This is a genomic window from Pseudomonas sp. PF05 (assembly GCF_056521845.1).
This window is the reverse complement of record NZ_JBWLPW010000006.1, coordinates 273682-298652: the sequence shown is the minus strand read 5'-3', so window position 1 is coordinate 298652 and position 24971 is coordinate 273682. Positions and strand designations below refer to the sequence as shown.

Below are 24971 nucleotides of genomic sequence, written 5' to 3'. Positions count from 1 at the left end.
CTCGCCGCCCAGCATGAAGGGCTGCAAATAGCTGAGGGTCGCGGTGTATTTGCGATAGCGCGCATCTGGCACTCCAGGGCCCGGCTCATGATCGCCCTGGGCATCGAGGGCACCGATACCTTGTTGCAGGCCCAGGTCGAGGTTGACGAAGGCATTGCCCACTCGCCGGCCATGGTTGATGCCGAACTGCGCCTCGCTGATGCGGTTACTGCTCACATCGAGCTTGCTGTCTTCGAAAAAGTTATTGGTACGCAGGTACGCCAGGCCTGTGTTCAAGGAAGTCTTGCTCACCGCGTCACGATGCACCACCCGCTCCAGGCGAAACTGATGGCTCTGGCTGTCGCCGGTCTGCTTGAAGGTAAAGCCGTTGAGCTGCGCCGGCGTCCGGTACTCGCTTTGGCTATAGCTGTAGCTCAGGTTCCACCAGCCAAACGGCAAGTTGTAATAGAACATGGCGTTGCGCGAGGTTTTCTGATGGTCGCTGACGGCATCGTGGCCGCCGCGCAAGGCCAATTGATCGGCCAGGCCCAAGGGATTGTCCCAGTCCAGGGAGACGCCCCATTGCTGCTCACCGGTGCTCTTTTGTCCATCGTTATGCCGTGACATACCGGCGCGCCAAGGTTTCTGCGCGGTGTTCTTGACCAGCACTTCACTGCCGCCGATGTTCTGCCCTGGCGCCAACTCCATTTCCACACGGTTGGAGGGTAGGCGGTTCAGTTGATCGATCATTTGCTCGATCTCCCGCAGATTGAGCAAATCGCCCGGCTTGCCCGGAAAGCTCATGGTCAGCTCCCGCTCGGAGAGTCCGCTGTCCTCGGCGCCCTTCAGGCTCTCAAGCCGTCCCTCGACTACCAGCACCTGCAGATGCCCGCTGGACAAATCCTGTTGTGGCAAATAGGCACGGCTCGTGACCAAGCCCTTTTCCAGGTACGCATCGGTAACGGTCTTGAGCAGCTCGTTAAGCTGCGGCACGCCCAGGCACTGATTGATGTAGGGCTTGAGCAAGCGTTGGCGCTCGCGCTCGGACAGGGCATCGGCGCTTTTGAGTTCGATGGTCTTGATGAGGAAGCAACGGGTATCGGCAGGTTTTGCCGGCGGGACTGGCTTTGCTTCTTTGCCTGGCAGGTCCTTGAGTTCTTCGAGGCGCCGACGCTGCTCTTCGAGCAGGCGATTCTGGCGTTCGCGGATAAGGTCAGTGTCGCCAGGGGTTGGCGCGGCATAAACAGGGGAAAGCGGAGAAAGGCAGAGCAAAGCCAGGCACAACCTCGCCCACAGGGCGGGTAAAGACATGTTCGATCCCTCGAGCAAGAAGCGGCATCCAAAATAGCGGGCGGATACTAGGGAGCGCCCCTGCGGGAGTCAACATTGGATTGGCCCAATGGAGCTGCTGGTTTGTTATCAGCTGTTTCCCATATCCGGTTACGAAATAACTCGTCTAAAGCACAATCGCCTGCGAAACGGTCTGGCAGGCGCAAGGCTAGAAGGAAGACGCCCAAACCTTTTTTGACAGCATCACATTTCAACAGGTTAGAATCGCTGGCACGCAGACTGCATGGTCAGTTTGTGCCTGTCCCTCAAGATTCCCGGAGTACTGCCTTTGACTGCGACGACCATCAACAGCCTGTTCTTGATCGGCGCGTTGCTGGTGGGTGCGAGCATTCTGGTGAGTTCTCTTTCGTCGCGCCTGGGCATCCCGATCCTGGTGATCATCCTGGCCGTGGGCATGGCGGCCGGTGTCGACGGCGCCGGTATTCTTTTCGATAACTACGCCACGGCCTATCTGGTCGGCAACCTCGCATTGGCGGTCATCCTGTTGGACGGCGGCTTGCGCACGCGGGTCTCGAGCTTTCGCGTGGCGCTGTGGCCGGCGTTGTCGCTGGCCACGGTCGGGGTATTGATCACCACCGGGCTGACCGGCCTGGCGGCGGCGTGGCTGTTCAACCTGAACCTGATCCAGGGCCTGCTGATTGGCGCCATCGTCGGCTCCACCGACGCCGCGGCAGTGTTTTCGCTGCTGGGCGGCAAGGGCCTGAATGAGCGGGTCAGCGCCACCCTCGAGATCGAGTCCGGTAGCAACGACCCCATGGCGGTATTCTTGACCGTCACCTTGATCGGCATGCTCGCCAGTGGCGAAACCGGCCTGCATTGGAGCCTGGTGGGGCATCTGGTGCGCGAGTTTGGTATCGGTGCGGTGATCGGCCTGGGCGGCGGCTGGCTGATGCTGCAACTGGTCAATCGCATCAACCTGGCCAACGGCCTGTACCCGATCCTGGTCATCAGCGGCGGCCTGGCCGTATTTGCCTTGACCAACGCCCTGCACGGCAGCGGCTTCCTCGCGGTGTACCTGTGCGGCCTGGTGATCGGCAACCGTCCGGTGCGCAGCCGCCACGGTATCCTGCACATGCTCGATGGCATGGCCTGGCTGGCGCAGATCGGCATGTTCCTGGTGCTGGGGTTGCTGGTCACGCCCCACGACCTGCTGCCCATCGCCCTGCCCGCCCTGGGCCTGGCATTGTGGATGATTCTGTTTGCGCGTCCGCTGTCGGTCGTGGTCGGCCTGCTGCCGTTCAAGGCGTTCCACGGTCGCGAGAAAGCGTTCATTTCCTGGGTCGGCCTGCGCGGCGCGGTGCCGATCATCCTGGCGGTGTTCCCGTTGATGGCTGGGTTGCCCCACGCCCAGCTCTATTTCAACCTGGCGTTCTTTATCGTGCTGGTCTCGCTGCTGGTGCAGGGCACGAGCCTGCCGTGGGTCGCCAAGTTGCTGCACGTGACCGTCCCGCCCGAGCCGCTGCCGATTTCCCGGGCGGCGCTGGAAGTCCACGTCACCAGCGAGTGGGAGCTGTTCATCTATCGCCTGGGCGCGGAAAAATGGTGCATCGGCTCGCCCCTGCGGGACCTGAAAATGCCGGACGGCACGCGCATCGCTGCCCTGTTTCGTGGCCAGCAACTGCTCCATCCGTCGGGTAGTACGGTGCTGGAAGTCGATGATTTGTTGTGTGTCATCGGCCATGAACACGACTTGCCGGCCCTGGGAAAACTGTTCAGCCAAGCGCCGCAACGGGGCCTGGATCTGCGTTTCTTCGGCGACTTCGTACTCGAAGGAGACGCCCAGCTGGCCGCGGTTGCGGCGCTGTACGGACTGAAACTGGACGGCATCGATCCCGACATGTCCCTGGGCCGTTTCATTGCCCAGAAAGTCGGTGGCGCTCCAGTGGTCGGCGACCAGGTGGATTGGAACAACACCCTGTGGACCGTCGCAGTCATGGACGGGAACAAGATCGGCAAAGTGGGCGTCAGATTCCCCGAAGGAAGTCGCCCGGGTCCCGGCTTGTTCCTCTAAACTGCTCCCACTCTCACTTGCTCGACCGGTCTCTATGCCTACCCTGCGCTCCTTTTTCGTCATCGCCCTGCTGGGCCTGAGTCTCTCTGTCTGCACCCTGCAAGCCGCTGACCTTCCCACCAGCGCTTCGGTGCAGGCCAGCCTGGACAAGATCGCCGACCGCAAACTGCCGGAAGCCGAGCAGAAAGCCCTGCAGGCGGTCTTGCAGAACACGTTGACCCAACTCAACAAAAAAGCCGAGTACGAACAGAAGCTGCAGGCGCTCAAACAGCAACTGGCCACTGCGCCCAAGCAGAACATCGAGAACCAGCGCGAACTGGCGCGGCTCAAGGGCACGGCGGTGGTACCGGTGGCGCAACGCTACGCCAACCTGCCGATTCCCCAGCTCGAGCAAATGCTCACGGATCGCTCCGCCCAGCAGGGCGACCTGCAAAAAGCCCTGGCCGAGGCCAACAGCCTGGTCATCACCGCCCAGACACGACCCGAGCGGGCCCAGGGGGAAATTTCCAACAGCCAGAGCCGCATCCAGCAGATCAACGCCACCCTCAAGGCCGGCAGGGACGCCGGCAAGACCTTGAGCGGCGAACAACGCGACCAGCTCAACGCCGAGCTGGCGGCACTCAATGCGCTGATCCCGTTGCGTCGCCAGGAACTGGCTGGCAACAGCCAGTTGCAAGATTTGGGCAATAGCCAGCACGACTTGCTGTCGGAAAAAATCGACCGCATGGAGCAGGAGATCCAGGAGCTGCAAAACCTGATCAACCAGAAGCGCCTGGCCCAGTCACAGGAGACGGTGACCCAGCAATCCATCGAAGCCCAGAAGGCCGGCGGCAGCAGCTTGCTGGCAACCGAAAGCGCGGCCAACCTGAAGCTCTCCGACTACCTGCTCAAAAGCACCGACCGCCTCAACGAAGTCACCCAGCAGAACCTGCAGACCAAGCAACTGCTGGACAGCGTCACCCAGACCGACGCCGCCCTGGACGAGCAGATCAGCGTGCTCAAGGGCAGCCTGCTGCTCTCCAAGATCCTCTACAAGCAACGCCAGAGCCTGCCGCGCCTGAAGCTGGACCAGAACCTGGCCGACCAGATCGCCGACATCCGCCTGTACCAGTTCGAAGTCAGCCAGCAGCGCGAGCTGTTGAATAATCCCAGCGCCTATGTCGACAGCCTGCTGGCCTCCCAGCCGTCGGAGCAAGCGACACCGCAGTTGCGCAAGACGCTGTTGGACCTGGCACTGACCCGCGTCGACCTGCTGGAACGCCTGAACCGCGAATTGAGTGCGGTACTCAACGAATCCATCACCTTGCAGCTCAACCAGAAACAACTGCTCAGCACCGCCCAGAACCTGCGAGAGACCCTCGAAGAGCAAATGTTCTGGATCCCCAGCAACAAACCGCTGGATTTCGACTGGATGCGCGGCGTGCCGATGCGCCTGGAGAAACAGGTTGACTCACTGCCCTGGGCCTCGAGCCTCAGCGAACTGGCCGACGGCCTGACTCAGCGGCCGCTGCTGTTCCTGCCCCTGGCATTGCTGATCGGTGCGCTGCTGTGGCGACGCAAGAACCTTTATGCCCGCTTGAACAAGGTTCACCAGGATGTCGGCCACTTCAAGCGCGACAGCCAGTGGCATACACCCCAGGCGATCCTGATCAATATCTTGCTGGCGATGCCGGTGGCCCTGGCGCTGGCCCTGTGCGGTTATGCCTTGCAGATCGACGCCCGCGGCCAGAACACCAACCTTGGCGCGGCGCTGCTGCAGATCGGGCAAGCCTGGCTGGTGTTCTATACCGCCTATCGGATCCTTTCCCCCGGCGGCGTGGCCGAGTTGCATTTCCGTTGGGAAAAACCCCAGGTGGAATTCCTCCAGGGCTGGATTCGTCGGCTCGGGCTGGTGGTGTTGGCCTTGGTGGCGGTGGTGGCCGTGGCGGAACTGCAACCGTCGGCCTTGGCCGATGACGTGCTCGGCATGCCGGTGGTGCTGACCTGCTATGCCTCGATGGCCTGGCTGCTCAGCCGCCTGCTCCTCAGCAGCCCGACCCACAAGAACACCTCGCTGTTTCGCAAGGCGGTCGGGGTGATGTTCACCGCCCTGCCGATCGCATTGTTCGTGGCGGTCTGCTTTGGCTACTACTACACCGCGCTGAAACTCAGCGACCGGCTGATCAATACCCTGTACCTGCTGATGTTCTGGCTGGTGATCGAGGCCACTTTCGTCCGTGGCCTGTCGGTCGCGGCACGGCGCCTGGCCTACCAGCGCGCCCTGGCCAAGCGCCAGGCGGCCAAGGAGGCCGGCGACGGCGAAGCGGTGATCGAAGAGCCAACGCTGGACATCGAAAAGGTCAACGAACAATCCCTGCGCCTGATTCGCCTGGCGTTGCTCGGCGGTTTCATCGCAGCGCTGTACTGGGTCTGGTCGGACCTGATCAGCGTGTTCTCCTACCTGGACAACATCACCCTCTATGAGTACACCAGCGGCAGCGGCGCCGCCACGAGCATGGTGCCTATCAGCATCGGCGACATGCTCGGCGCGCTGATCATCATCGGCATCACCTTCGCCCTGGCGCGCAACCTGCCGGGTCTGTTGGAAGTGTTCGTGCTGTCAAAGCTGAACCTGGCCCAGGGCAGTTCCTATGCCACCACCACGCTGCTGTCCTACGTGATCGCCGGCGTCGGTTTCGTCACCACCCTGTCCACCCTGGGCGTGAGCTGGGACAAACTGCAATGGCTGGTGGCCGCGCTGTCGGTGGGCCTGGGCTTCGGCATGCAGGAAATCTTCGCCAACTTCATCTCCGGCATCATGATCCTGTTCGAGCGTCCGGTGCGCATCGGCGACACCATCACCATTGGCAACCTGTCGGGCACGGTCAGCAAGATTCGCATTCGTGCCACCACCATCACCGACTTCGACCGCAAGGACATCATCGTCCCGAACAAGACGTTCATCACCGGGCAATTGATCAACTGGTCGCTGACCGATACCGTGACGCGGGTAACCCTTAAGGTAGGTGTCGACTACGGGTCGGACCTTGACCTGGTCAAGGAGCTGCTGCTCAAGGGAGCCCGGGAAAATCCACGGGTGCTGAAGGAGCCGGAACCACTGGTGTACTTCCTGAACTTCGGGGAAAGCACCCTGGACCATGAGCTGCGCATGCATGTGCGTGACCTGGGCGACCGCAACCCCGTACTGGACGAGATCAATCGGTTCATCAGCCGCGAATTCAAAAAGCACAACATCAGTATTGCGTTCCGGCAGGTGGAGGTCTCCTTGAAAAACGTTCAGGGCCTGGAATACAAACTGACGCCCGTCTTGCCGCAAGACAAGACGACGACGCCCGAGCCTCCCCTCGCGCCAGGGCCCAAGTCCTTGCCAGAGCCGCCGGCAGCCACCCTCGACTGATCGCGCAATGCCCGAGGGCATCGCGCCGGAGACGGCCATGAAAACGCTGGAAACCTTGATCTTCGATAACCGCTTTGCCCGCCTGGGCGACGGCCTATCGACCCACGTACTGCCCGAGCCCATCGACAATCCGCGGCTGGTGGTCGCCAGCCCGGCCGCCATGGCGCTGCTGGACCTGGACCCGGCGCAAGCCCAGGCACCACTGTTTGCCGAGATCTTTGGCGGCCACAAGCTGTGGGCCGAAACGGAGCCCCGAGCGATGGTGTATTCGGGGCATCAGTTTGGCCACTACAACCCGCAATTGGGCGACGGCCGCGGGTTGCTGCTGGGCGAGGTGTACAACGAGGCCGGCGAGCACTGGGACCTGCACCTCAAGGGCGCCGGCCAGACGCCGTTCTCACGGATGGGCGACGGGCGCGCGGTACTGCGTTCCTCGATCCGCGAATTCCTCGCCTCCGAAGCCCTGCACGCCCTGGGCATCCCCACCACCCGCGCCTTGTGCGTGATCGGCTCCGACACCCCAGTGTGGCGCGAAAAGCAGGAGCGCGCCGCCATGGTGCTGCGCCTGGCGCCCAGCCACGTGCGCTTCGGGCATTTCGAATATTTCTACTACACCAAGAAACCCGAGCTGCATGCGACCCTCGCCGAGCACGTATTGAACCTGCATTTCGCCGAGTGCCGTGAGCAGCCGGAACCGTACCTGGCGATGTTCCGTGAAATCGTCGAGCGCAACGCCGAGTTGATTGCCAAATGGCAGGCCTACGGTTTCTGTCACGGCGTGATGAACACCGACAACATGTCGATCCTGGGCATCACCTTCGACTTCGGGCCGTTCGCCTTCCTCGACGACTTCGACGCCAACTTCATCTGCAACCACTCCGATGACCAGGGTCGCTACTCCTTCAGCAACCAGGTCCCCATCGGCCAGTGGAACCTCAGCGCCCTGGCCCAGGCCCTGACGCCGTTCATCAGCGTCGAAGCCCTGCGTGAAACCCTCGGGCTGTACTTACCGCTGTACCAGGCCCACTACCTTGACCTGATGCGCCGCCGCCTCGGCTTGACCAGCGCCGAAGAGGATGACCAGAAACTGCTGGAGCGCTTGCTGCAATTGATGCAAAACAGCGGCGTCGACTACAGTCTGTTCTTCCGTCGACTGGGCGACCAAGCCCCCGAACAAGCCGTCGCCACCCTGCGCGATGACTTCGTCGACCTCAAGGGTTTCGATGCCTGGGGCGAACTGTATGTCGCCCGCGTCAACCGCGAAGGCCCCGTCGATCAAGACCAGCGCCGCGCTCGCATGCATGCGGTGAACCCACTGTATGTGCTGCGCAACTACCTGGCGCAGAAGGCCATCGACGCTGCCGAATCCGGTGACTACGACGAAGTCCGCCGCCTGCACACGGTGCTGAGCAAGCCATTCGAAGAACAACCGGGCATGGACAGCTACGCGCAACGTCCGCCGGAGTGGGGCAAGCATCTGGAGATCAGTTGCTCGTCGTAACCCTCCCTCGCCGTAGGTTCAGGGTTGTCTGGGAGAAAGTCATCGCGAGCAAGCTTGCTCGCGATGGCGATCTTCAGCTCATCACAGCCTCTGAGCCCAATGCTGAAGCCCGTAACCATCAGCGCGTTTATTTCGATGTAGGACCATTCAGGAGCAGGCTACGCAGTCTTGCGCCGTTGCCTACAACTGCGCCAGAATCCGCCGGCTTGTGCGCCTTGGGGTCGGGCTTTATCGTTTCCCCGTCGCTGACAAATCAGCGATCGGGTTTAGCGATCCGACTCTACACAGACGCAACAATGCCCACTCTCGATTGCAGTCTTTTACGTCTGCAACTCGCTTAATGGTGGCTGTGCGTGGGAGACCTTCTGGTCTACCCGGGGTTTCTGTGACCCGGATCGCTAACCTGCGTACTGCCGCCACCTTTACTTGTTTAGCGATAGGTCGTGGTGGCTCAACCAATCACGGAGATTCACCATATTCAAAGCAACCCCAACCCGCCCGATACCGATCCAGCCAATAAAAACTCAAAAGAATTCGACGAAACTGCTGACCGCGTCCTCGATTACTACCTCAGCCCCAAACGCAGCAAACCCGAAGCCGATCCAAGCCAACTCTTCACCGTCGTCAACGGCGTCGACACCGAAACCCTGCTCGCCAACCTCAGCGAAAACCTAGCCTCGGCCAACGCCATGGTCAGCGATCTGGCATTCGACCTGAAAGGCTCCAGGCGACACATTGCCATGGGCGTTCAGCAGCTGATCGAACTGAGCGGCTTATTGGCGAACCGGGCACTGGACAACGTCGAGCCCCGCCGGTCGACATAGCGCATCCCCCTGTGGCGAGGGCTCTTGCTCCCGCTGGGCCGTAGAAGCTATGTAAGAGCTGTATAGGAGCTGTGTAGGAGCTGTGTAGGAGCTGTGTAGGAGCTGTCGAGTGCAACGAGGCTGCGATCTTTCCAAAGACACTTGAATCTCAAGCGAAAGATCAAAAGATCAAAAGATCAAAAGATCAAAAGATCGCAGCCTTCGGCAGCTCCTACGGAACCGAGCGAGCGGGCAGGCGGGCGGGCGGGCGAGCGGGCGCAAACTTCCTCTTCACAATTGGCAATCCAAGCCATCAAATGAAGGTCTCAACCGATACGCCGAAGCGCTCCGCCAACCAGCGGATCTGCCTTAAATTGAGCTGGCGTTTGCCGCTCAATATCTCCGACACCACCGACTGGGCACCTATACCCGGCAGATCGCTCTGGCTCAAACCGTGTTCGCGCATCAGATAACGAAGCGCCTCAACGCCGCTTGCCTTGGGCATCGGCCGGTGCTGATGATCCCAGGCCTCGATCCATTCACCGATGATATCCACCAGACTCATCAGCGGATGGGCTTCTTCTTCGCCAACCAACTCCAACAATTCATCGAGCGCAGCGACCAACCGGTCGTAATCCTCTTCGCTCCTGGGCTTACGCAGCAGGGGCGACACAAACTCCCAATGGGCGGCGACTTGTTCAATCAGTGCACTCATCTTTTTCCTCATCTCATTTTGCTATAGATGAGTTAAACACAGATTGGACTTATCGCAAATTGCGATAATCCTAGGAAGAAAGATGACAGTTTCTACGGCGAGGGCTGTCTGGGCGAAAGCCATCGCGGCCTGATCATCCAACCTTATCGTTCCCCTGCTCAGGCGTCTCGATTCCCGGCTCTGCCTCTTCAACCCGCTTCTCCTTGGGTTTAGCCGCTGGCTTTTCCTCGGGATAGCCGGGCATGCCACGGGCGTCTTCGGGGGTCAGTTCATCCCGTTCGTGGCGACGGTCGATAGCGTAGGACGGGGCGGCGTTGGGGTCTTCGTCGCGGCCAGCGGTGCCGAGCACGAAGCCGTCGTCGTTGGGGTTGACCGGTGCTTGGGGAGTGGCTGGGTCTTGAGAATGGCTCATGGGACCTCCTGAGGTTGCAAACAGGTACGTGGAGTCTTTTTGAGGCCTTGACACGTTCTCAGTGCGGCGCACCTGATGAATGGCAGCCTCGGATACCTTTGGCGAACCCCGGAGGAAGGTCGGTGAAAAGCCTGTGGGCGCTGAGCTTGCTCGCGATGAAGGCGCCTCGATCTATCGAAAGATCGCGTTATCGTTCATCGCGAGCAAGCTTGGCTCCCACAGAAGCAGGCTCACCCAAGTGGGCCTGCCCTACGCCATATCACTCTGGCTGAATTCCTCGGCCAGAAAGTCAATCAACGTACGCACCGACGGCAGCAACCCGCGCCGCGAGGCAAAGATCGCATGGACGATCCCGCACTTGGGCGTCCAGCCCGGGACCAGTTCCACCAGCCGGCCGGCCGCGATGTCCTCGCGCACCACCACGGTGGGCAGGTGGGCGATGCCGATGCCGGCCAACACGGCGTGACGCAAGGCCAGCAGGTCGTCGGTGACCATGCGCGGTGCATGGCGGATCAGCGCGCGGGTGCCGTCCGGACCGAACAATTCCCACTGGTATTCACGCTGTGCCGCGCCCCAATGCACGCTGGGCAAGCCGTTGAGGTCTGCCGGGGAGGCCGGTGAAGACAAGCGCTCCAGGAACGCCGGGCTGCCCACCAGGCACTGGGTGCTGTTGCTCAGCACTTTCATGACCATGTCGGTGTTTTCCAGCGGCGGAAAGCGCACCCGCAAGGCGATATCGAACCCTTCATGGATCAGGTCCACCCGGCGGTTGGTGCTCTCGATGAACAACTCCACCCGCGGGTACTTGAGCATGTAGCGGGTCAGCATCGGCCCGACCCAACTGTTGAGCAACGCCGTCGGGCAACTGATGCGCACCAGCCCCTGGGGCTCGGAGCGGTTGCGCTCGATCACTTCCGCCGCGCTCTCGGCTTCGACCCGCATCGCCAGGCAGCGCTGGTAATAGGCCTGACCGATCTCCGTCAATGTGCAGTGGCGGCTGGTGCGGTGGAGCAAGCGCACCCCGAGCCGCTCCTCCAACTGGGCGATACGCCGGCTGAGCTTGGACTTTGGCATGTCCAGCGCCCGGCCAGCAGCGGCGAACCCACGGTGCTCGACCACCTGGGTGAAGTAGTAAAGCGTGTTGAGGTCTTCGATGATCGTTCTCCAAATAGAACGCTAAGGCGGATTTTTGCAGTCTAGCGCATCAAAGGTGCCAGTTTTAATCTACACCCATCGAATCGCAACACGGATTGAAGCCGGGGCGCTTCGACCGGATGAGTCACCGATCAATCGCTGCACCGACATTAAAAACCTTAACCAGCCGACACCTTCGGCAACCAAAACTTAATGAGGGCTACGCCATGACCACTTCCTACAACCGTCTCGACAAAGATAACGCCGCCGTCCTGCTGGTGGACCACCAAGCCGGCCTGCTGTCTCTGGTGCGCGACATCGACCCGGACCGTTTCAAGAACAACGTGCTGGCCCTGGCCGACCTGGCGAAGTACTTCCAACTGCCGACCATCCTCACCACCAGCTTCGAGACCGGCCCCAACGGCCCGCTGATGCCCGAGCTCAAGAGCTTGTTCCCGGACGCGCCGTACATCGCTCGCCCTGGCCAGATCAATGCCTGGGACAACGAAGATTTCGTCAAGGCGATCAAGGCCACCGGCAAGAAGCAATTGATCATCGCCGGCGTGGTCACTGAAGTGTGCGTAGCCTTTCCGGCACTGTCGGCCCTGGCCGAAGGCTTCGACGTGTTCGTGGTCACCGATGCGTCCGGCACGTTCAACGAACTGACCCGTCAATCGGCCTGGGACCGCATGTCATCCTCGGGTGCGCAACTGATGACCTGGTTCGGCCTGGCTTGCGAACTGCACCGCGACTGGCGCAACGACGTGGAAGGACTGGCGACCTTGTTCTCCAACCACATCCCGGACTACCGCAACCTGATGATCAGCTATAACACGCTGACCAACGCTAAATAACAGCCACACCGATATACCCTTGTGGGAGCGAGCTTGCTCGCGATGGCGGTCTGACAGTCAATGCAGTATTGACTGATACACCGCCATCGCGAGCAAGCCTGCTCCCACAAGCTTTTGTGGTGGTTTCTATATAGTGTTCAATCTGTGCCCATGACTTTCTGGAGACTGACCCAATGCTGATCCCCTGCCCCCATTGCAACGGGCTCAATCGCATACCCGCCGAACGCCTGGGCGACCAACCCAAGTGCGGGCGCTGCAAGGCCCAGGTGTTATCGAGCAAGCCGTTCGAACTCAAGCAAGGCGACTATGCCAGCCAGATCAAGGGTGACCTGCCGTTGCTGGTGGATGTGTGGGCCGACTGGTGTGGACCGTGCAAGTCCTTCGCGCCCGTGTTCGAACAAGCCGCCGCGCAACTGGCGGGCAAATGCCGGCTGGCCAAGCTCGACAGCGAGGCCAACCCGCAATTATCGGCGCAGTTGGGGATCCGCTCGATTCCCAGCCTGATCCTGTTCAAGGACGGTCGGGAAGTGGCGCGCCAGAGTGGGGCGTTGCCGTTGCCGCAGTTGATGGCTTGGTTGCGCAGCCAGGGGATTTGAAGCACAGCCTGGAAAGATCGCAGCCTTCGGCAGCTCCTACAGGGTTAGCGCTCATCCTGTAGGAGCTGCCGAAGGCTGCGATTTTTTGCTTCAAGCCTGCTCCAGCAACCCATGCAACTCCACGAACTGCTGGGTCAGCTTGTGCCGCGGGTCAAGGTGGATCAGCGGCAGGCTGGCCTGGTGGGATTCGCGCATGCGCACCGAACTGCTCAGGTACACCGGCAATACCGGCAAGCCTTCGGCGATCAGTTCGTCGAGAATCTGCTGCGGCAGGCTGGCCCGGGCCTGGAACTGGTTGACCACGATGCCTTCGACTTGCAGGCCTTCGTTATGGTCGTCCTTGAGCTCTTCGATTTCCGCCAGCAGACCATACAGTGCCTGTCGGGAGAAGCTGTCGCAGTCGAACGGGATCAGCACCCGATCAGCGGCGATCAATGCTGAAACCGCATAGAAATTCAGTGCTGGCGGGGTGTCCAGGTAAATCCGGTCGTAATCCTCCCCCAGCTCCTCGAGCAGTTTGCGCAGCTTGTTGATCTTGTGCTTGGCCTCAAGCTTTGGCTGCAGATCCGTCAGCTCCGCCGTGGCCGTGATCACGTGCAAGTTGTCGAACGGCGTTTCGTAGATATCCACCTTGTTCTTTTTCGAGAAAGGCCCGGACGACAGGGTCTGCTTGAAGAAGTCGGCAATGCCCATGGGAATGTCATCGCCGGTCAGGCCAGTCAGGTATTGAGTGGAGTTGGCCTGGGCATCCAGGTCCACCAACAGCGTACGATAGCCCTCGCTGGCGCTGACTGCCGCCAGATTGCAGGCGATGCTGGATTTGCCCACGCCACCTTTCTGATTGAACACCACACGCCGCATGTCAAAACCTCCGTGTATCAAAGATTCCCGAGTGTAGTAGTCCGCGGCACCGCTTAGCTACCTTCTGCGTAGAAGGACTACAGCAACAGTGGCTTTTCCAACGATTCAAGCGTCAATTCGCCCAGACCGTAACAGAAACAACCTACAGACAGGCTCGTGCTGATCACGACAATGGTCCAAGCCTGGTCTTAAGCGGACCAACTCGTACATTTCACTGGACAAAATGTAACCAGTATTTGCTACAAGCCAACCGCACCGGGATAATGCGCGCCACTTGTGTCGCAAGGCCATGCAGGGTTGGACGCGGGTCAAACCACTGAACCGTGACAATAAAAGCCCGCAGGGGTGGGATGAATTTTGTGATCAATTTCAATATCGCCCAATGGCGCGCATGGGCCCCTGGGCTCGAAAGCGTGGACGATTGGCAGGCGTGGAGCCGACAGCCGGTCGTATTGCCAGCCAGCGATGCCGCCCCTGACGTTTCGTTCCTGCCGGCCATGCAGCGCCGGCGCCTCAGCCGCCTGGCGCGGATGGCCTTCAGTGTCGGCTGGCCGCTGGCCGAGGGCCGGCCGGACCTACCGTTGGTCTTTATTTCCCGCCACGGCGAAACCCCGCGCACTTTCGAGATTCTCAAGGACCTGGCAGCCGACCAGCCTTTGTCGCCGACCCAATTCAGCCTGTCGGTGCACAACGCGGTGATTGGCCTGTGGTCGATCATGCGCGGCGAAACCAGCGAAATGACGGCCCTGGCCGCTACCGGCGATGGCTTGGAACACGGCGTGCTTGAGGCCGTCGCGCTGTTGAACGAAGGCTCGCCGGCGGTGTTGCTGGTGATCACCGAAGAACAACCGCCGCAGGTCTACGCACCGTGGGTCAATGACGTGCCGTTTCCCTATGCCATGGGCCTGCTGCTGACCCCGGGCGACGATTGGCAACTGGATCTGCGTACACAGGACGACCAATTACCTGGCAGCGACTGGCCCCATGCCCTGGATCTGTTGCGTACCCTGCTTGATAACGAAACCACCTGCCAACATGCCTGGAAGAATCGTGTATGGACCTGGCAACGCAACCGGTGAACGGTAAACCTCGCGACGCCTATTACTGGCGCCTGGTCGCGACGGCCGCAAGCTTCGCCCTGTTCGGGCTGGGTGGGCTGTGCCTGCGTTTGCTGGTGTTCCCGTTGCTGGCCTGGTGGCCCGGCGATGCCCAGGCCCACCGCCAGAGGGCCCGTCGCACGGTCGGACGGCTGTTCTGGTTCTTCATCCGGTTCATGGCCCGCACCGGGGTGCTCACCTACCAGATCGATGGCGCCGAACGGCTCGGGCGCCCCGGGCAGATGATCATTGCCAACCACCCGTCGCTGATCGACGTGGTGTTCCTGATCGGGCTGGTGCGCGACGCCAACTGCGTGGTCAAGCAAAGCCTCTGGGACAACCCCTTTACCCGTGGCCCACTGCGTTCGACCCAATACATCAGCAACGACGGCAGCATGGACATGCTCGATGCCGCCAGCGATGCCCTGCAAGAAGGCCAGACGCTGATCGTCTTCCCCGAAGGGACGCGTACCCAGCCAGGCCAGGTGCCGGCCTTTCATCGGGGGGCGGCGGCTATCGCCCTGCGAGGTGCGAAAATTCTCACACCCGTCACGATCAAGGTCTGCCCCACGACCCTGACCAAGGCTGAACCCTGGTATCGCATCCCCCGGCGTCGCGTGCACTTCAGTTTTCGCGTCGGGGCCGATATAGACCCACAGGCGTTCGCCGCGCTCGGCCCGCCACCCCAGGCTTCGCGCAGGCTCAACGATTTTTTGCATCACTATTACATCAAGGAGCTCGCCGAAGATGAGCGATCTGCACCGTGACATCAAACAGCTGATCATCGACGCCCTCGGCCTGGAGGACATTGGCATCGACGACATCGGCGACGACCAGACCCTGTTTGGCGAAGGCCTGGGCCTGGATTCGGTGGATGCCCTGGAGCTCGGCCTGGCGATTCAGAAACAGTACGGCATCAAGATAGACGCCGACGCCAAGGACACCCGTAACCATTTCAGCAATGTGGCAAGCCTTGCGGCCTTCGTCACTGCAAAACGCCCCTGAGACCGGATCATGCAAACTCGTGACGATATTTTCCACACCCTGCGCGATGCTCTGGTCGAGCTTTTCGAGCTGGACCCCAAGCGTGTGACGCTGGAATCGAACCTCTATCAGGACCTGGAAATCGACAGCATCGATGCGGTCGACCTGATCGACCATATCAAGCGTCAGACCGGCAAGAAAATCGCCGCCGAAGAATTCAAGTCGGTGCGCACCGTCAATGACGTGGTCGAGGCGGTCTATCGACTGGTCCAACCGGCCGCATGACCCGGCTGATTGGCCTCGGCCTGCTGCTGGCGGGCCTGCTCTACCCCTTTGCGGTGTATTTCGGCATGGAGCACTTCGCCCCGTGGCAGTTCGGGCTGTTGCTGGGAAGCCTGTGGCTGGCCCGGGCATTGCTTGGCAAGGGTGGGGCCGGCAGCCGCTGGATGGCGGCCACGGCAATCGTGTTTTGCATATTGCTCGCGCTGTTCGACAGCCCGCTCCTGCTGCGCTGGTATCCGGTGCTGATCAGCGCGTTCATGCTCGGGCTGTTCGTGCTGAGCCTGAAATACGGCCCGCCGATGATCGAGCGCCTGGCCCGCCTGCGTGAACCGCAGTTGCCGGCCAAGGCGGTGGTGTATACCCGCCAGGTCACGGTGGCCTGGAGTGTGTTTTTCCTGTGTAACGGTTTGCTCGCCGCCGCCCTGACCCTCTGGGCGCCGCTGAGTTGGTGGATGTTGTACACCGGCCTGATTTCCTACGGATTGATGGGGCTGCTGTTTGCCATTGAATGGCTCATACGACAACGGGTAAGAGGCCGCCCATGAATTGGATAACACTTGAGCAGATGCTGCTCAAGGCTCAGCCGGAACGCGCCGTTGCGGTCGATCCGGCGCTGAATCACTCGCAACTGCGGGACGCGGCGTTGCGCCTGGCGGCCGGCCTGCATGCCCGGGGCGTGCGGCATGTGGCAGTGCACCTGGAAGATGCCGCCGACCTGGCCGTCGCCCTGCTCGGAGCCTGGCGCGCCGGGGTCCGGGTCCTGCTTCCCGCCGACCTGCAAGCGCAGACACGCCAGCGCTGGACGGCGGACGTGGACCTGTGGCTGACCGACCAGCCCGGCGATACACACCCCGGCGACCTGCAACAGGCGCCGATGGACGCCGCCGAGCTGGACCTCGATCACTGCTGGCTGAGCCTGTGCACTTCCGGCTCCAGCGGCGAGCCCAAGCGCATCGAGAAAACCCTGCGCCAGTTGAGTAACGAGGTCCAGGCCCTGGAACACCTGTGGGGCGCCGACCTGGGCCCGGCCTGCATGATCGGCAGCGTTGCCACCCAGCACATCTACGGCCTGCTGTTCCGCGTGCTATGGCCGCTGTGCGCCGGGCGTACCTTCGTGCGGCGGCAATTGGCCTTCCCCGAAGACCTGCAACGCGCCAGCCGCGAACAGCCGGACTTCGCCTGGGTCGCCAGCCCGGCGCTGCTCAAGCGCATGGGCGACAACCTCGATTGGCCGGCCTTGAGCTGCGTGCGCCGGGTGTTCTCCTCTGGCGGCGCCTTGCCGGCCGAGGCTGCGCAAAGCTTGCAGCGGCGCCTGGAGCAATGGCCGACGGAAATTTTCGGCAGTTCGGAAACCGGCGGCATCGCCTGGCGCCAGGGTGGCGGATTGTGGGAACCCTTTGCCGACGTCAAGCTGAGCCAGGACAGCGACGGCGCCCTGCTGATCGCCTCGCCCTATCTGCCGACCGGGCATGTGGAACACACCGCCGACGCGGCGCGAATCGCCGAAGATGGCCGCTTTGAACTGCTCGGGCGACTGGACCGTATCGTCAAGCTCGAAGAAAAACGTATCTCCCTGCCGATGCTGGAACAAGCGCTGGTGACCCACGACTGGGTCAGCGAAGCGCGGCTGGGGGTGGTGCAAGAGAATCGCGCCTCCCTCGGCGCGCTGTTGGTGCTGAGCGACGCCGGCCTGCTTGCCTTGCGCAACCAGGGCCGACGCGCCGTCACCGAAGGCCTGCGCCGGCACCTGAGCGAACATTGCGAAACCCTCGCCCTGCCGCGGCGCTGGCGCTGGTTGCGGCAGTTGCCGCTCAACGCCCAGGGCAAGCTGCCCCAGGCCGAGGTCGAGGCGCTGCTGATGGCGCCGCGCCCCAAGGCCCCTGAGGTATTGGAGCACGTCGAAACCGACGGTGAGTGGAGCCTGCAATTGGTCGTGCCGCCAGACCTGGCGTACTTCAGCGGCCACTTCCCCACCGCGCCGGTACTGCCGGGCGTGGTGCAGGTCGACTGGGCCTTGAGCCTGGGCCGGCAACTGCTGGACCTGCCGCCCCGGTTCGTCGGCATGGAAGTGCTGAAATTCCAGCAACTGGTGCGCCCCGGCGATGAAATCCAACTGCACCTGCGCTTCGACCGCGAGCGCGGCAAGCTGTACTTCGCCTACCGCAATGACACGGCGGCCTGCTCCAGTGGGCGGATTGTGTTGGGGGAAAACAATGCCTAGGCACCTGCACGTATCACTGTGGCGAGGGAGCTTGCTCCCGCTGGGCTGCGTAGGAGCTGTCGAGTGCAACGAGGCTGCGATCTTGTCTCTATCAATTGAGTCCAAAGCGAAAGATCAAAAGATCGTCCGAACGCGGCACCGAGCCTCCGGCAGCTCCTACGGCGGGAGCAAGCTCCCTCGCCACAGGGAAGCGCTGCACAGTGGATTTGTGGAGGGCAGAAAATATGCATAACCCCTGCGCCGTCATCCCGGTCTACAACCACGAAACCGCCATCTCGGCCGTGGTCCAGGCGTTGCTCGCCAACGGCCTGCCCTGCGTGCTGGTGGATGACGCCAGCAGCCCGGCGTGTGCCGCCGTGCTGGAGCGGCTGGCCGAGGGCGAGCGGGTTCATCTGGTCAGGCTGGCCGTCAACCAGGGCAAGGGCGGCGCGGTGATGACCGGCCTGCGCGAGGCTTCGCGCCTGGGTTTCAGCCACGCCTTGCAAGTGGACGCCGACGGCCAGCACGACCTGGGCGACGTGAAGACGTTCATCGAACAGTCCCGTGCCCACCCGGACGCGGTGATCTGCGGTTATCCGCGCTACGACGCCAGCGTGCCGAAAGGTCGCCTGTATGCGCGCTACCTGACCCACGTCATGGTCTGGATCAACAGCCTGTCCCTGCAAATCCGCGACTCCATGTGCGGTTTTCGGGTCTATCCCCTGGCACCGACCCTGGCGCTGATCGACTCGGCCAAGATCGGCAAGCGCATGGATTTCGATTCGGACATCCTCGTGCGCCTGGCCTGGCGCAATCAGCCGATGCACTGGCTGCACACGCGGGTCCATTACCCTCAGGACGGGGTCTCGCACTTTCGCCTGTTCCACGACAACGTGCTGATTTCCAGCATGCACACCCGGTTGTTCTTCGGCATGCTCGTGCGTTCCCCCCTGATTCTCTGGCGACGGTGGCGGGCATGAGCCTTCAGGAAGACAAGCAACATTGGGCCGACCGCCAGGAGCGCGGCAGTTTCTGGCTGATGAAACTCACTGCGGTCGCCGCCAAGGTGCTCGGTCGACGCTTGCTGACCCCGGTGCTGTACGGCATCGTCCTGTACTTCTTCATTTTCGGTCGCAGTGCCCGCCAGGCGGCCTGGCAATATCAGCAGCGCCTGGCCGACTGGAGCGCACGTCCCGAGCTGCGCCCGACCCGTTGGCGGGTATTCGGCCAGTTCATGGCCTTTGCCGATTCCCTGCTGGACAAGCTCGACGTCTGGAACGGCAAGCTGAGCATCGACCAGATCGAAATCGTCGACACGGCCCTGTTGCGCAATCATCTGCGCGATGCCCGCGGACAAATGCTGGTGGGGGCGCACCTGGGCAACCTGGAAATGTGCCGGGCCCTGGCCGAGCTGGGCGAGAAAGTCACCATGAACGTGCTGGTGCACACCAAGCACGCCGAGCAGTTCAACCGCTTGCTGGGCGAAGCCGGTGCCACGCACCTGCGGCTGATCCAGGTCAGCGAGCTGGACCCGGTGATCATGTTGCAGTTGAGCGAACGCCTGGAGCGCGGCGAGTGGCTGGCAATTGCCGGCGACCGCGTACCGCTGCACGGCGGGCGCAGCGTGACCGTGGACTTCATGGGCCACCCGGCCGCCTTTCCCCAGGGCCCCTGGCTGCTGGCCGGCCTGCTGAAATGCCCGGTCAACCTGCTGATGTGCCTCAAGCACGAGGGGCGCTATCGCGTCACCCTCGAGCCCTTCGCCGATGCCGTGGTGTGGAAACGCAACGACCGCGAGCAAGTGATCGCCCACTGGGCCGGCCGCTACGCCGAGTGCCTGGCGCAATACTGCCTCCAGGCCCCCCAACAGTGGTTCAACTTTTACCCTTTCTGGAAGACCGATGACGATGCCCACTCCTGAGCCGGTAACCTTCGGCGAACGCCCCTTGCGCATCGAAGATGTGCTGGCCCTGGCCAACCACCAGGCACCGACCCGGTTGCAGCATGACCCGGCGTTCCGCCAACGCATTGCCAAGGGTGCGCAATTCCTCGATTCCCTGCTGGACAAGGAAGGCGTGATCTACGGCGTGACCACCGGTTACGGCGACTCCTGCGTGGTGGCCGTGCCGTTGCACCACGTCGAGGCCCTGCCGCGTCACCTGTACACGTTCCACGGCTGCGGCCTGGGCAAGCTGCTCGACGCCCAGGCCACCCGTGCGGTGCTGGCGGCGCGTTTGCAGTCGCTGTGCCACGGCGTGTCGGGGGTGCGGGTGGAACTGCTGGAACGCCTCCAGGCCTTTCTCGAACACGACATCCTGCCGCTGATCCCAGAGGAAGGTTCGGTGGGCGCCAGCGGCGACCTGACACCGCTGTCCTACGTCGCCGCCACGCTGTCCGGCGAACGGGAAGTGATGTTCCGTGGCGAACGGCGGTTGGCCGCTGATGTGCATCGCGAACTGGGCTGGACTCCGCTGGTGCTGCGACCCAAGGAGGCCCTGGCGCTGATGAACGGCACCGCCGTGATGACCGGCCTGGCCTGCCTGGCCTTCGCCCGCGCCGACTACCTGCTGCAACTGGCAACCCGCATCACCGCGCTGAACGTCGTCGCCCTGCAAGGCAACCCGGAACACTTCGACGAACGCCTGTTCGCCGCCAAGCCACACCCGGGGCAGATGCAAGTCGCCGCGTGGCTGCGCAAGGACCTGGCGATCGACGCCCCAACCGCGCCGCTGCATCGCCTGCAAGACCGCTATTCCCTGCGCTGCGCGCCCCATGTACTTGGGGTATTGGCCGACAGCCTGGGCTGGCTGCGCGCGTTCATCGAAACCGAACTCAACAGCGCCAACGACAACCCGATCATCGACGCCGAAGCCGAGCGCGTGCTCCACGGCGGGCATTTCTACGGCGGGCACATCGCCTTCGCCATGGACAGCCTGAAAAACCTGGTGGCCAACGTCGCCGACTTGCTGGATCGCCAGCTCGCACTGCTGGTGGACGAGCGCTACAACCATGGCCTGCCAAGCAACCTGTCCGGCGCCAGCGCCGAGCGGGCGATGCTCAACCATGGCTTCAAGGCCGTGCAGATCGGCACCAGTGCCTGGACCGCCGAAGCCCTGAAGAACACCATGCCGGCCAGCGTGTTCTCGCGTTCCACCGAGTGCCACAACCAGGACAAGGTGAGCATGGGCACCATCGCCGCCCGGGACGCGATCCGCGTGCTGGAGCTGACCGAACAAGTTGCCGCCGCCACCTTGCTGGCCGCCAACCAGGGCGTGTGGCTGCGCAGCCGTGCCGAAGACGCGCGCCCACTGCCGCCGGCCCTGGCCGCCATGCACCAGCAACTGACCGAGGATTTCCCCCCTGTGATCGAAGACCGCGCCCTGGAAGGCGAACTGCGCCTGTGCCTGCAACGCATCGCCGAGCAACACTGGAGGCTGCATGCGTAACCAAGGTGTCTTGCACGTCGACACGCAGATCGTGGTGCCGTTTTTCGATGTCGATTCGATGAACGTGGTCTGGCACGGCCACTACGTCAAATACCTGGAAGTGGCCCGCTGCGCCTTGCTCGACCTGATTGGCCACAACTACAACGACATGCTCGAATCCGGCCACGCATGGCCGATCATCGACCTGCAACTGCGCTACGTGCGCAGCGCCGTGTTCGGCCAGGCCCTGACCGTACGCGCCAGCCTGGTGGAGTGGGAAAACCGGCTGAAGATCAACTACCTGATCAGCGACGCGGCTACCGGTGACCGCTTGACCCGTGCCAGTTCCGTGCAAGTGGCCGTGGACCTCGCCAGTCGCGAAATGCTGCTGGCCTCGCCCCGGGTGTTTGTCGAAGCCGTGGAAAGGAAACTGCCATGAAGCGCCTGTCTGCCCGGCTGTTGCTGTGCTGCCTGTTGCTAAGCTGCCTGGCGCCCCTGGCCCAGGCGTTCGACTTGCAACAGCTGAGCGACCAACTGGCCCGCCCGGAGGTGATCCACGGGCAGTTCATCCAGGAAAAACACCTGCGCGCCCTGCCCCAGCCCCTCACCAGCAAGGGGCGCTTCGTGCTGGCGAAAAACCACGGCCTGCTGTGGCTGCTGCAAACCCCGCTGCAACAGGATTACCGCATCACCCCTCAAGGCATCGCCCGACGAGACGGTAGCACCTGGCAGATGCTGCCGAACAAGAGCGCCGGCGCCGAGCAGAACCGATTGTTCCTGGCAGTGTTGCAGGGTGACAGCACAGGCCTGCAGCGGGATTTCGAACTGAGCCTGTCGGGCGAGCCGCAACGATGGAAGCTCACCCTGACCCCGCGCTCGGTGCTGCTCAAACAGGTTTTCAATCAAATCAACATCGACGGCGGCGAACTGGTGCAGCGCATCGAACTGCTGGAAACCCAGGGCGACAGCACCGTGCTGCGCATGCAGGACGCTACCGGCGCGCAACCTTTGAGCGAAGCGGAGCAACATGATTTTGCCGAGTGAGCGGATGCTGCCCCGGCTGTTCCTGATCCTGCTGCTGGCGGTGCTCGCGCTCGCCGGTTGGCAATGGCGCAACGGCGCGCCGCTGTCGGTCAACCTCATGGAGCTGGTGCCGGGCACATCACCCGATGCCCTGGAGCTGGTCGCCGAACAACGCATGCAGGAGCCGCTCAATCGCGAGGTGCTGGTGCTGGTCGGCCACGCTGATCGCCAGCAAGCCATCGCCCTGGCGCAAACCCTGGGCGAGCAGTGGCAGGCCAGCGGCCTGTTCGACAAGGTCCAGTGGACGTTGCAGACCGACTTGCCAGCGCTGCGCAGGCAATTGCTCAACGGGCGATTGGCGATGCTCTCGGCGGCGGACCGACAGCAACTGATCGAGCAGCCCGAGGCATTCATCCAACAGCGCGTGCAGGCACTGTTCGATCCGTTCAGCGGTTTCAGCCTGGTGCCGAGCCAGGACGACTGGCTCGGCCTGACCGGGCGCATCCAGAACAGCCAGCCGCAACGCGGCGCGATAAAATTCGACATCGGCAGCGGTGCGTTAGTCGCCGATGCCGACGGTAAAAGCTGGGTGATGCTGCGGGCCCGCGCCCAGGGCAACGCCTTCGACATGAACCTGCCATTGCAAGTGGCCCAACTGCTGCAACGCAGCCGCGACCAGGCGGGCCAGGCCCAAGGGCAACTGCTGGCGGCCAGCGGCCTGCTGTACGCCGCCAGCGGCCAGCAACAGGCCTCGCGGGAAATCACCTGGGTCGGCGGTGGCGCGACCGTCGGCATCTTGCTGCTGCTGTTGCTGGCCTTCCGACGCCTGCGCGTGTGGCTGGCGTTCGTGCCGGTGCTGGTGGGCGTGCTGTTTGGCGCGGTGGCCTGCGTGGCCATGTTCGGGCGCATGCATGTGATGACGCTGGTACTGGGCTCCAGCCTGATCGGCGTCGCGGTGGACTACCCGCTGCATTACCTGTCCAAGAGCTGGAGCCTCAAGCCGTGGCGTAGCTGGCCGGCCTTGCGCCTGACCCTGCCGGGGCTGAGCATGAGCCTGGTGACCACCTGCATCGGTTACCTGGCCCTGGCCTGGACGCCCTTCCCGGCCCTGACCCAGATCGCGATATTTTCCGCCGCCGGTCTGCTCGGCGCCTACCTGACCGCGGTCTGCCTGCTGCCGGCGCTGCTCAAGGGCGCAGAGCTGCGTCCGGCCCAATGGCCGCTCCAGGTCTGCCAATACCTGCTCAAGGCTCGCGAAGCCCTGCTGAAACGGGTACGCACGCCGGTCCTGCTGATGTTGCTGCTGACGTTCTGCGCAGGCGGCCTCTGGCACCTGACCACCAAAAACGACATCCGCCAGTGGATCGGCACGCCCCAGCACCTCACCGACGAAGCCCGCGACGTCGCGCGCATCACCGGTTTCCAGCCCACCAGTCAGTTCTTCCTGATCCGCGCCGACGACCAATCCCAACTGCTGGAGCGCCAGACCGCCCTCAACGAGCGGCTGGATCAGTTGATCGGCCTGGAAAAACTCCAGGGCTACCTGTCGCTGAACCAACTGGTCAGCCCGCCCGCCGAACAGCAGAAAGTGCGTGAGGCCCTGGCCCGCTTGCCAGCCTTCTGGCAACCGCTGCTGGACCTGGGCGTCCCGGTCGCTGCGTTGCAAGCGGAGCTGGCGCAATTACAGGCCCTGCCGGTGACCGACATTGACGCCGCCCTGGCAGGTCCCTTGGCCGAGCCATATCGCACACTCTGGCTCGGATCAACAGCGCCAGGCGTCGCGGCGGTGGTCAGCCTGCAAGGTTTGAACGATGCGGCGCTGCTGCGGGTACAGGCGGCAGATTTGCCGGGTGTCCAACTGGTGGATCGCCTGGGCGACCTCAACCGGGTCTTCGCCGCCACGCAGGTCAGCGCCGCCGAGTTGAAACTGGCTTCCTGCGTACTGATTGTGCTGGTACTGATCTGGCCGTTCGGCGTCGGCGGCGCCTTGCGCATCGTGGCATTGCCGCTGCTGGCCGCGCTGTGCAGCCTGGCGAGCCTCGGCTGGCTGGGGCAGCCACTGACCTTGTTCAGCCTGTTCGGCCTGTTGCTGGTGACAGCCATCGGCGTCGACTACGCGATCCTGATGCGCGAGCAGATCGGCGGCGCGGCGGTGAGCCTGCTGGGCACATTGCTGGCGGCAATCACCACCTGGCTGTCGTTCGGCCTGCTGGCGTTGTCCAGCACACCGGCGGTGAGTAATTTCGGCCTGGCGGTAAGCCTGGGGCTGGCCTTCAGCTTCATGCTGGCGCCGTGGGCCGGACGTCAGGAACACCCCACACCCGCTCAAGGACAAGACCTACGATGA

The 24971-nt window shown here is 62.7% G+C and carries 23 protein-coding genes; 18 read left to right on the top strand and 5 right to left on the bottom strand.

Features of this window, described 5'->3' with window-relative positions:
* A partial coding sequence (locus AC09SL_RS13180) for a ShlB/FhaC/HecB family hemolysin secretion/activation protein (protein ID WP_479571946.1) occupies window positions 1–1290 on the bottom strand: 1290 nt, incomplete at its 3' end.
* A 307-nt stretch (window positions 1291–1597) separates the two neighbouring features.
* On the opposite strand from AC09SL_RS13180, the gene AC09SL_RS13175 reads away from it, so the two are divergent.
* From AC09SL_RS13175 to AC09SL_RS13160, 4 genes are all read left to right on the top strand, one after another.
* Window positions 1598–3340: a potassium/proton antiporter gene (locus tag AC09SL_RS13175; protein WP_058545532.1), complete on the top strand. Its 1743-nt coding sequence runs from the start codon at window positions 1598–1600 to the stop codon at window positions 3338–3340.
* A 34-nt stretch (window positions 3341–3374) separates the two neighbouring features.
* A complete protein-coding gene (mscK, locus tag AC09SL_RS13170) occupies window positions 3375–6737 on the top strand; it encodes a mechanosensitive channel MscK (protein WP_058545526.1) in 3363 nt (1120 codons plus the stop codon).
* Between the two features lie 37 nt (window positions 6738–6774).
* On the top strand, window positions 6775–8238 hold the full coding sequence (gene selO / locus AC09SL_RS13165) for a protein adenylyltransferase SelO (protein ID WP_058545533.1): 1464 nt from the start codon (window positions 6775–6777) through the stop codon (window positions 8236–8238).
* 467 nt (window positions 8239–8705) lie between these two features.
* Window positions 8706–9062 carry a DUF6124 family protein gene (locus tag AC09SL_RS13160; RefSeq protein ID WP_058545534.1) on the top strand — a complete coding sequence of 119 codons (357 nt, stop codon included), beginning with the start codon at window positions 8706–8708 and terminating at the stop codon, window positions 9060–9062.
* Window positions 9063–9354: 292 nt separating this feature from the next.
* Here the strand turns inward: AC09SL_RS13160 and AC09SL_RS13155 are convergent, their stop codons facing one another.
* The 3 genes from AC09SL_RS13155 to AC09SL_RS13145 all read right to left on the bottom strand — a co-directional run bounded on the left by AC09SL_RS13155 (window position 9355) and on the right by AC09SL_RS13145 (window position 11323).
* Window positions 9355–9756 (bottom strand): helix-turn-helix domain-containing protein, encoded by a 402-nt coding sequence (locus AC09SL_RS13155; protein ID WP_058545527.1) that lies wholly within the window; start codon window positions 9754–9756, stop codon window positions 9355–9357.
* A 133-nt stretch (window positions 9757–9889) separates the two neighbouring features.
* A complete protein-coding gene (locus AC09SL_RS13150; RefSeq protein WP_058545528.1) occupies window positions 9890–10168 on the bottom strand; it encodes a hypothetical protein in 279 nt (92 codons plus the stop codon).
* Window positions 10169–10417: 249 nt separating this feature from the next.
* Entirely contained in the window at window positions 10418–11323 is a 906-nt protein-coding gene (locus tag AC09SL_RS13145; RefSeq protein ID WP_193034296.1) for a LysR family transcriptional regulator, read from the bottom strand.
* 206 nt (window positions 11324–11529) lie between these two features.
* Here AC09SL_RS13145 and ycaC point away from each other — a divergent pair, with 206 nt between their 5' ends.
* A complete protein-coding gene (gene ycaC, locus AC09SL_RS13140; protein WP_058545530.1) occupies window positions 11530–12156 on the top strand; it encodes an isochorismate family cysteine hydrolase YcaC in 627 nt (208 codons plus the stop codon).
* A gap of 173 nt (window positions 12157–12329) precedes the next feature.
* Window positions 12330–12752 carry a thioredoxin TrxC gene (gene trxC, locus AC09SL_RS13135; protein WP_058546359.1) on the top strand — a complete coding sequence of 141 codons (423 nt, stop codon included), beginning with the start codon at window positions 12330–12332 and terminating at the stop codon, window positions 12750–12752.
* Between the two features lie 90 nt (window positions 12753–12842).
* Here the strand turns inward: trxC and AC09SL_RS13130 are convergent, their stop codons facing one another.
* Window positions 12843–13613 (bottom strand): ParA family protein, encoded by a 771-nt coding sequence (locus AC09SL_RS13130; RefSeq protein ID WP_058543716.1) that lies wholly within the window; start codon window positions 13611–13613, stop codon window positions 12843–12845.
* Between the two features lie 350 nt (window positions 13614–13963).
* Here AC09SL_RS13130 and AC09SL_RS13125 point away from each other — a divergent pair, with 350 nt between their 5' ends.
* From AC09SL_RS13125 to AC09SL_RS13070, 12 genes are all read left to right on the top strand, one after another.
* Window positions 13964–14692, top strand: a complete 729-nt coding sequence (locus AC09SL_RS13125) for a beta-ketoacyl synthase chain length factor (RefSeq protein WP_058543717.1) — start codon at window positions 13964–13966, stop codon at window positions 14690–14692.
* A complete protein-coding gene (locus AC09SL_RS13120) occupies window positions 14668–15477 on the top strand; it encodes a lysophospholipid acyltransferase family protein (protein ID WP_058543718.1) in 810 nt (269 codons plus the stop codon). The genes AC09SL_RS13125 and AC09SL_RS13120 overlap by 25 nt, the downstream gene beginning before the upstream one ends.
* On the top strand, window positions 15458–15715 hold the full coding sequence (locus tag AC09SL_RS13115) for a phosphopantetheine-binding protein (RefSeq protein ID WP_058543719.1): 258 nt from the start codon (window positions 15458–15460) through the stop codon (window positions 15713–15715). The genes AC09SL_RS13120 and AC09SL_RS13115 overlap by 20 nt, the downstream gene beginning before the upstream one ends.
* A gap of 9 nt (window positions 15716–15724) precedes the next feature.
* Window positions 15725–15979, top strand: a complete 255-nt coding sequence (locus tag AC09SL_RS13110) for an acyl carrier protein (protein ID WP_058543720.1) — start codon at window positions 15725–15727, stop codon at window positions 15977–15979.
* Entirely contained in the window at window positions 15976–16521 is a 546-nt protein-coding gene (locus AC09SL_RS13105; protein ID WP_058543721.1) for a COG4648 family protein, read from the top strand. Before AC09SL_RS13110 ends, AC09SL_RS13105 begins: the two co-directional genes overlap by 4 nt.
* Entirely contained in the window at window positions 16518–18197 is a 1680-nt protein-coding gene (locus tag AC09SL_RS13100; protein WP_064106956.1) for an ApeI family dehydratase, read from the top strand. The genes AC09SL_RS13105 and AC09SL_RS13100 overlap by 4 nt, the downstream gene beginning before the upstream one ends.
* Window positions 18198–18421: 224 nt before the next feature.
* Window positions 18422–19156: a glycosyltransferase family 2 protein gene (locus AC09SL_RS13095; protein ID WP_058546436.1), complete on the top strand. Its 735-nt coding sequence runs from the start codon at window positions 18422–18424 to the stop codon at window positions 19154–19156.
* Window positions 19153–20097: an LpxL/LpxP family acyltransferase gene (locus tag AC09SL_RS13090; protein ID WP_064106957.1), complete on the top strand. Its 945-nt coding sequence runs from the start codon at window positions 19153–19155 to the stop codon at window positions 20095–20097. The genes AC09SL_RS13095 and AC09SL_RS13090 overlap by 4 nt, the downstream gene beginning before the upstream one ends.
* Entirely contained in the window at window positions 20078–21622 is a 1545-nt protein-coding gene (locus tag AC09SL_RS13085; RefSeq protein WP_064106958.1) for an HAL/PAL/TAL family ammonia-lyase, read from the top strand. Before AC09SL_RS13090 ends, AC09SL_RS13085 begins: the two co-directional genes overlap by 20 nt.
* Window positions 21615–22040, top strand: coding sequence for an acyl-CoA thioesterase (locus tag AC09SL_RS13080; protein WP_058543758.1), 426 nt, complete (start codon window positions 21615–21617; stop codon window positions 22038–22040). Before AC09SL_RS13085 ends, AC09SL_RS13080 begins: the two co-directional genes overlap by 8 nt.
* Window positions 22037–22645, top strand: a complete 609-nt coding sequence (locus tag AC09SL_RS13075) for an outer membrane lipoprotein carrier protein LolA (protein WP_058543757.1) — start codon at window positions 22037–22039, stop codon at window positions 22643–22645. The genes AC09SL_RS13080 and AC09SL_RS13075 overlap by 4 nt, the downstream gene beginning before the upstream one ends.
* A complete protein-coding gene (locus AC09SL_RS13070) occupies window positions 22629–24971 on the top strand; it encodes an MMPL family transporter (RefSeq protein WP_058543756.1) in 2343 nt (780 codons plus the stop codon). Before AC09SL_RS13075 ends, AC09SL_RS13070 begins: the two co-directional genes overlap by 17 nt.

Coding starts and splice junctions, on each gene's coding strand:
- AC09SL_RS13075 (WP_058543757.1), top strand. CDS start 22,037: ATGAAGCGCCTGTCTGCCCGGCTGTTGCTGTGCTGCCTGTTGCTAAGC.
- AC09SL_RS13100 (WP_064106956.1), top strand. CDS start 16,518: ATGAATTGGATAACACTTGAGCAGATGCTGCTCAAGGCTCAGCCGGAA.
- AC09SL_RS13105 (WP_058543721.1), top strand. CDS start 15,976: ATGACCCGGCTGATTGGCCTCGGCCTGCTGCTGGCGGGCCTGCTCTAC.
- mscK (WP_058545526.1), top strand. CDS start 3,375: ATGCCTACCCTGCGCTCCTTTTTCGTCATCGCCCTGCTGGGCCTGAGT.
- AC09SL_RS13095 (WP_058546436.1), top strand. CDS start 18,422: ATGCATAACCCCTGCGCCGTCATCCCGGTCTACAACCACGAAACCGCC.
- AC09SL_RS13090 (WP_064106957.1), top strand. CDS start 19,153: ATGAGCCTTCAGGAAGACAAGCAACATTGGGCCGACCGCCAGGAGCGC.
- AC09SL_RS13120 (WP_058543718.1), top strand. CDS start 14,668: ATGGACCTGGCAACGCAACCGGTGAACGGTAAACCTCGCGACGCCTAT.
- AC09SL_RS13110 (WP_058543720.1), top strand. CDS start 15,725: ATGCAAACTCGTGACGATATTTTCCACACCCTGCGCGATGCTCTGGTC.
- selO (WP_058545533.1), top strand. CDS start 6,775: ATGAAAACGCTGGAAACCTTGATCTTCGATAACCGCTTTGCCCGCCTG.
- AC09SL_RS13080 (WP_058543758.1), top strand. CDS start 21,615: ATGCGTAACCAAGGTGTCTTGCACGTCGACACGCAGATCGTGGTGCCG.
- AC09SL_RS13155 (WP_058545527.1), bottom strand. CDS start 9,756: ATGAGTGCACTGATTGAACAAGTCGCCGCCCATTGGGAGTTTGTGTCG.
- AC09SL_RS13130 (WP_058543716.1), bottom strand. CDS start 13,613: ATGCGGCGTGTGGTGTTCAATCAGAAAGGTGGCGTGGGCAAATCCAGC.
- trxC (WP_058546359.1), top strand. CDS start 12,330: ATGCTGATCCCCTGCCCCCATTGCAACGGGCTCAATCGCATACCCGCC.
- AC09SL_RS13115 (WP_058543719.1), top strand. CDS start 15,458: ATGAGCGATCTGCACCGTGACATCAAACAGCTGATCATCGACGCCCTC.
- AC09SL_RS13085 (WP_064106958.1), top strand. CDS start 20,078: ATGACGATGCCCACTCCTGAGCCGGTAACCTTCGGCGAACGCCCCTTG.
- AC09SL_RS13125 (WP_058543717.1), top strand. CDS start 13,964: ATGAATTTTGTGATCAATTTCAATATCGCCCAATGGCGCGCATGGGCC.
- ycaC (WP_058545530.1), top strand. CDS start 11,530: ATGACCACTTCCTACAACCGTCTCGACAAAGATAACGCCGCCGTCCTG.
- AC09SL_RS13150 (WP_058545528.1), bottom strand. CDS start 10,168: ATGAGCCATTCTCAAGACCCAGCCACTCCCCAAGCACCGGTCAACCCC.
- AC09SL_RS13070 (WP_058543756.1), top strand. CDS start 22,629: ATGATTTTGCCGAGTGAGCGGATGCTGCCCCGGCTGTTCCTGATCCTG.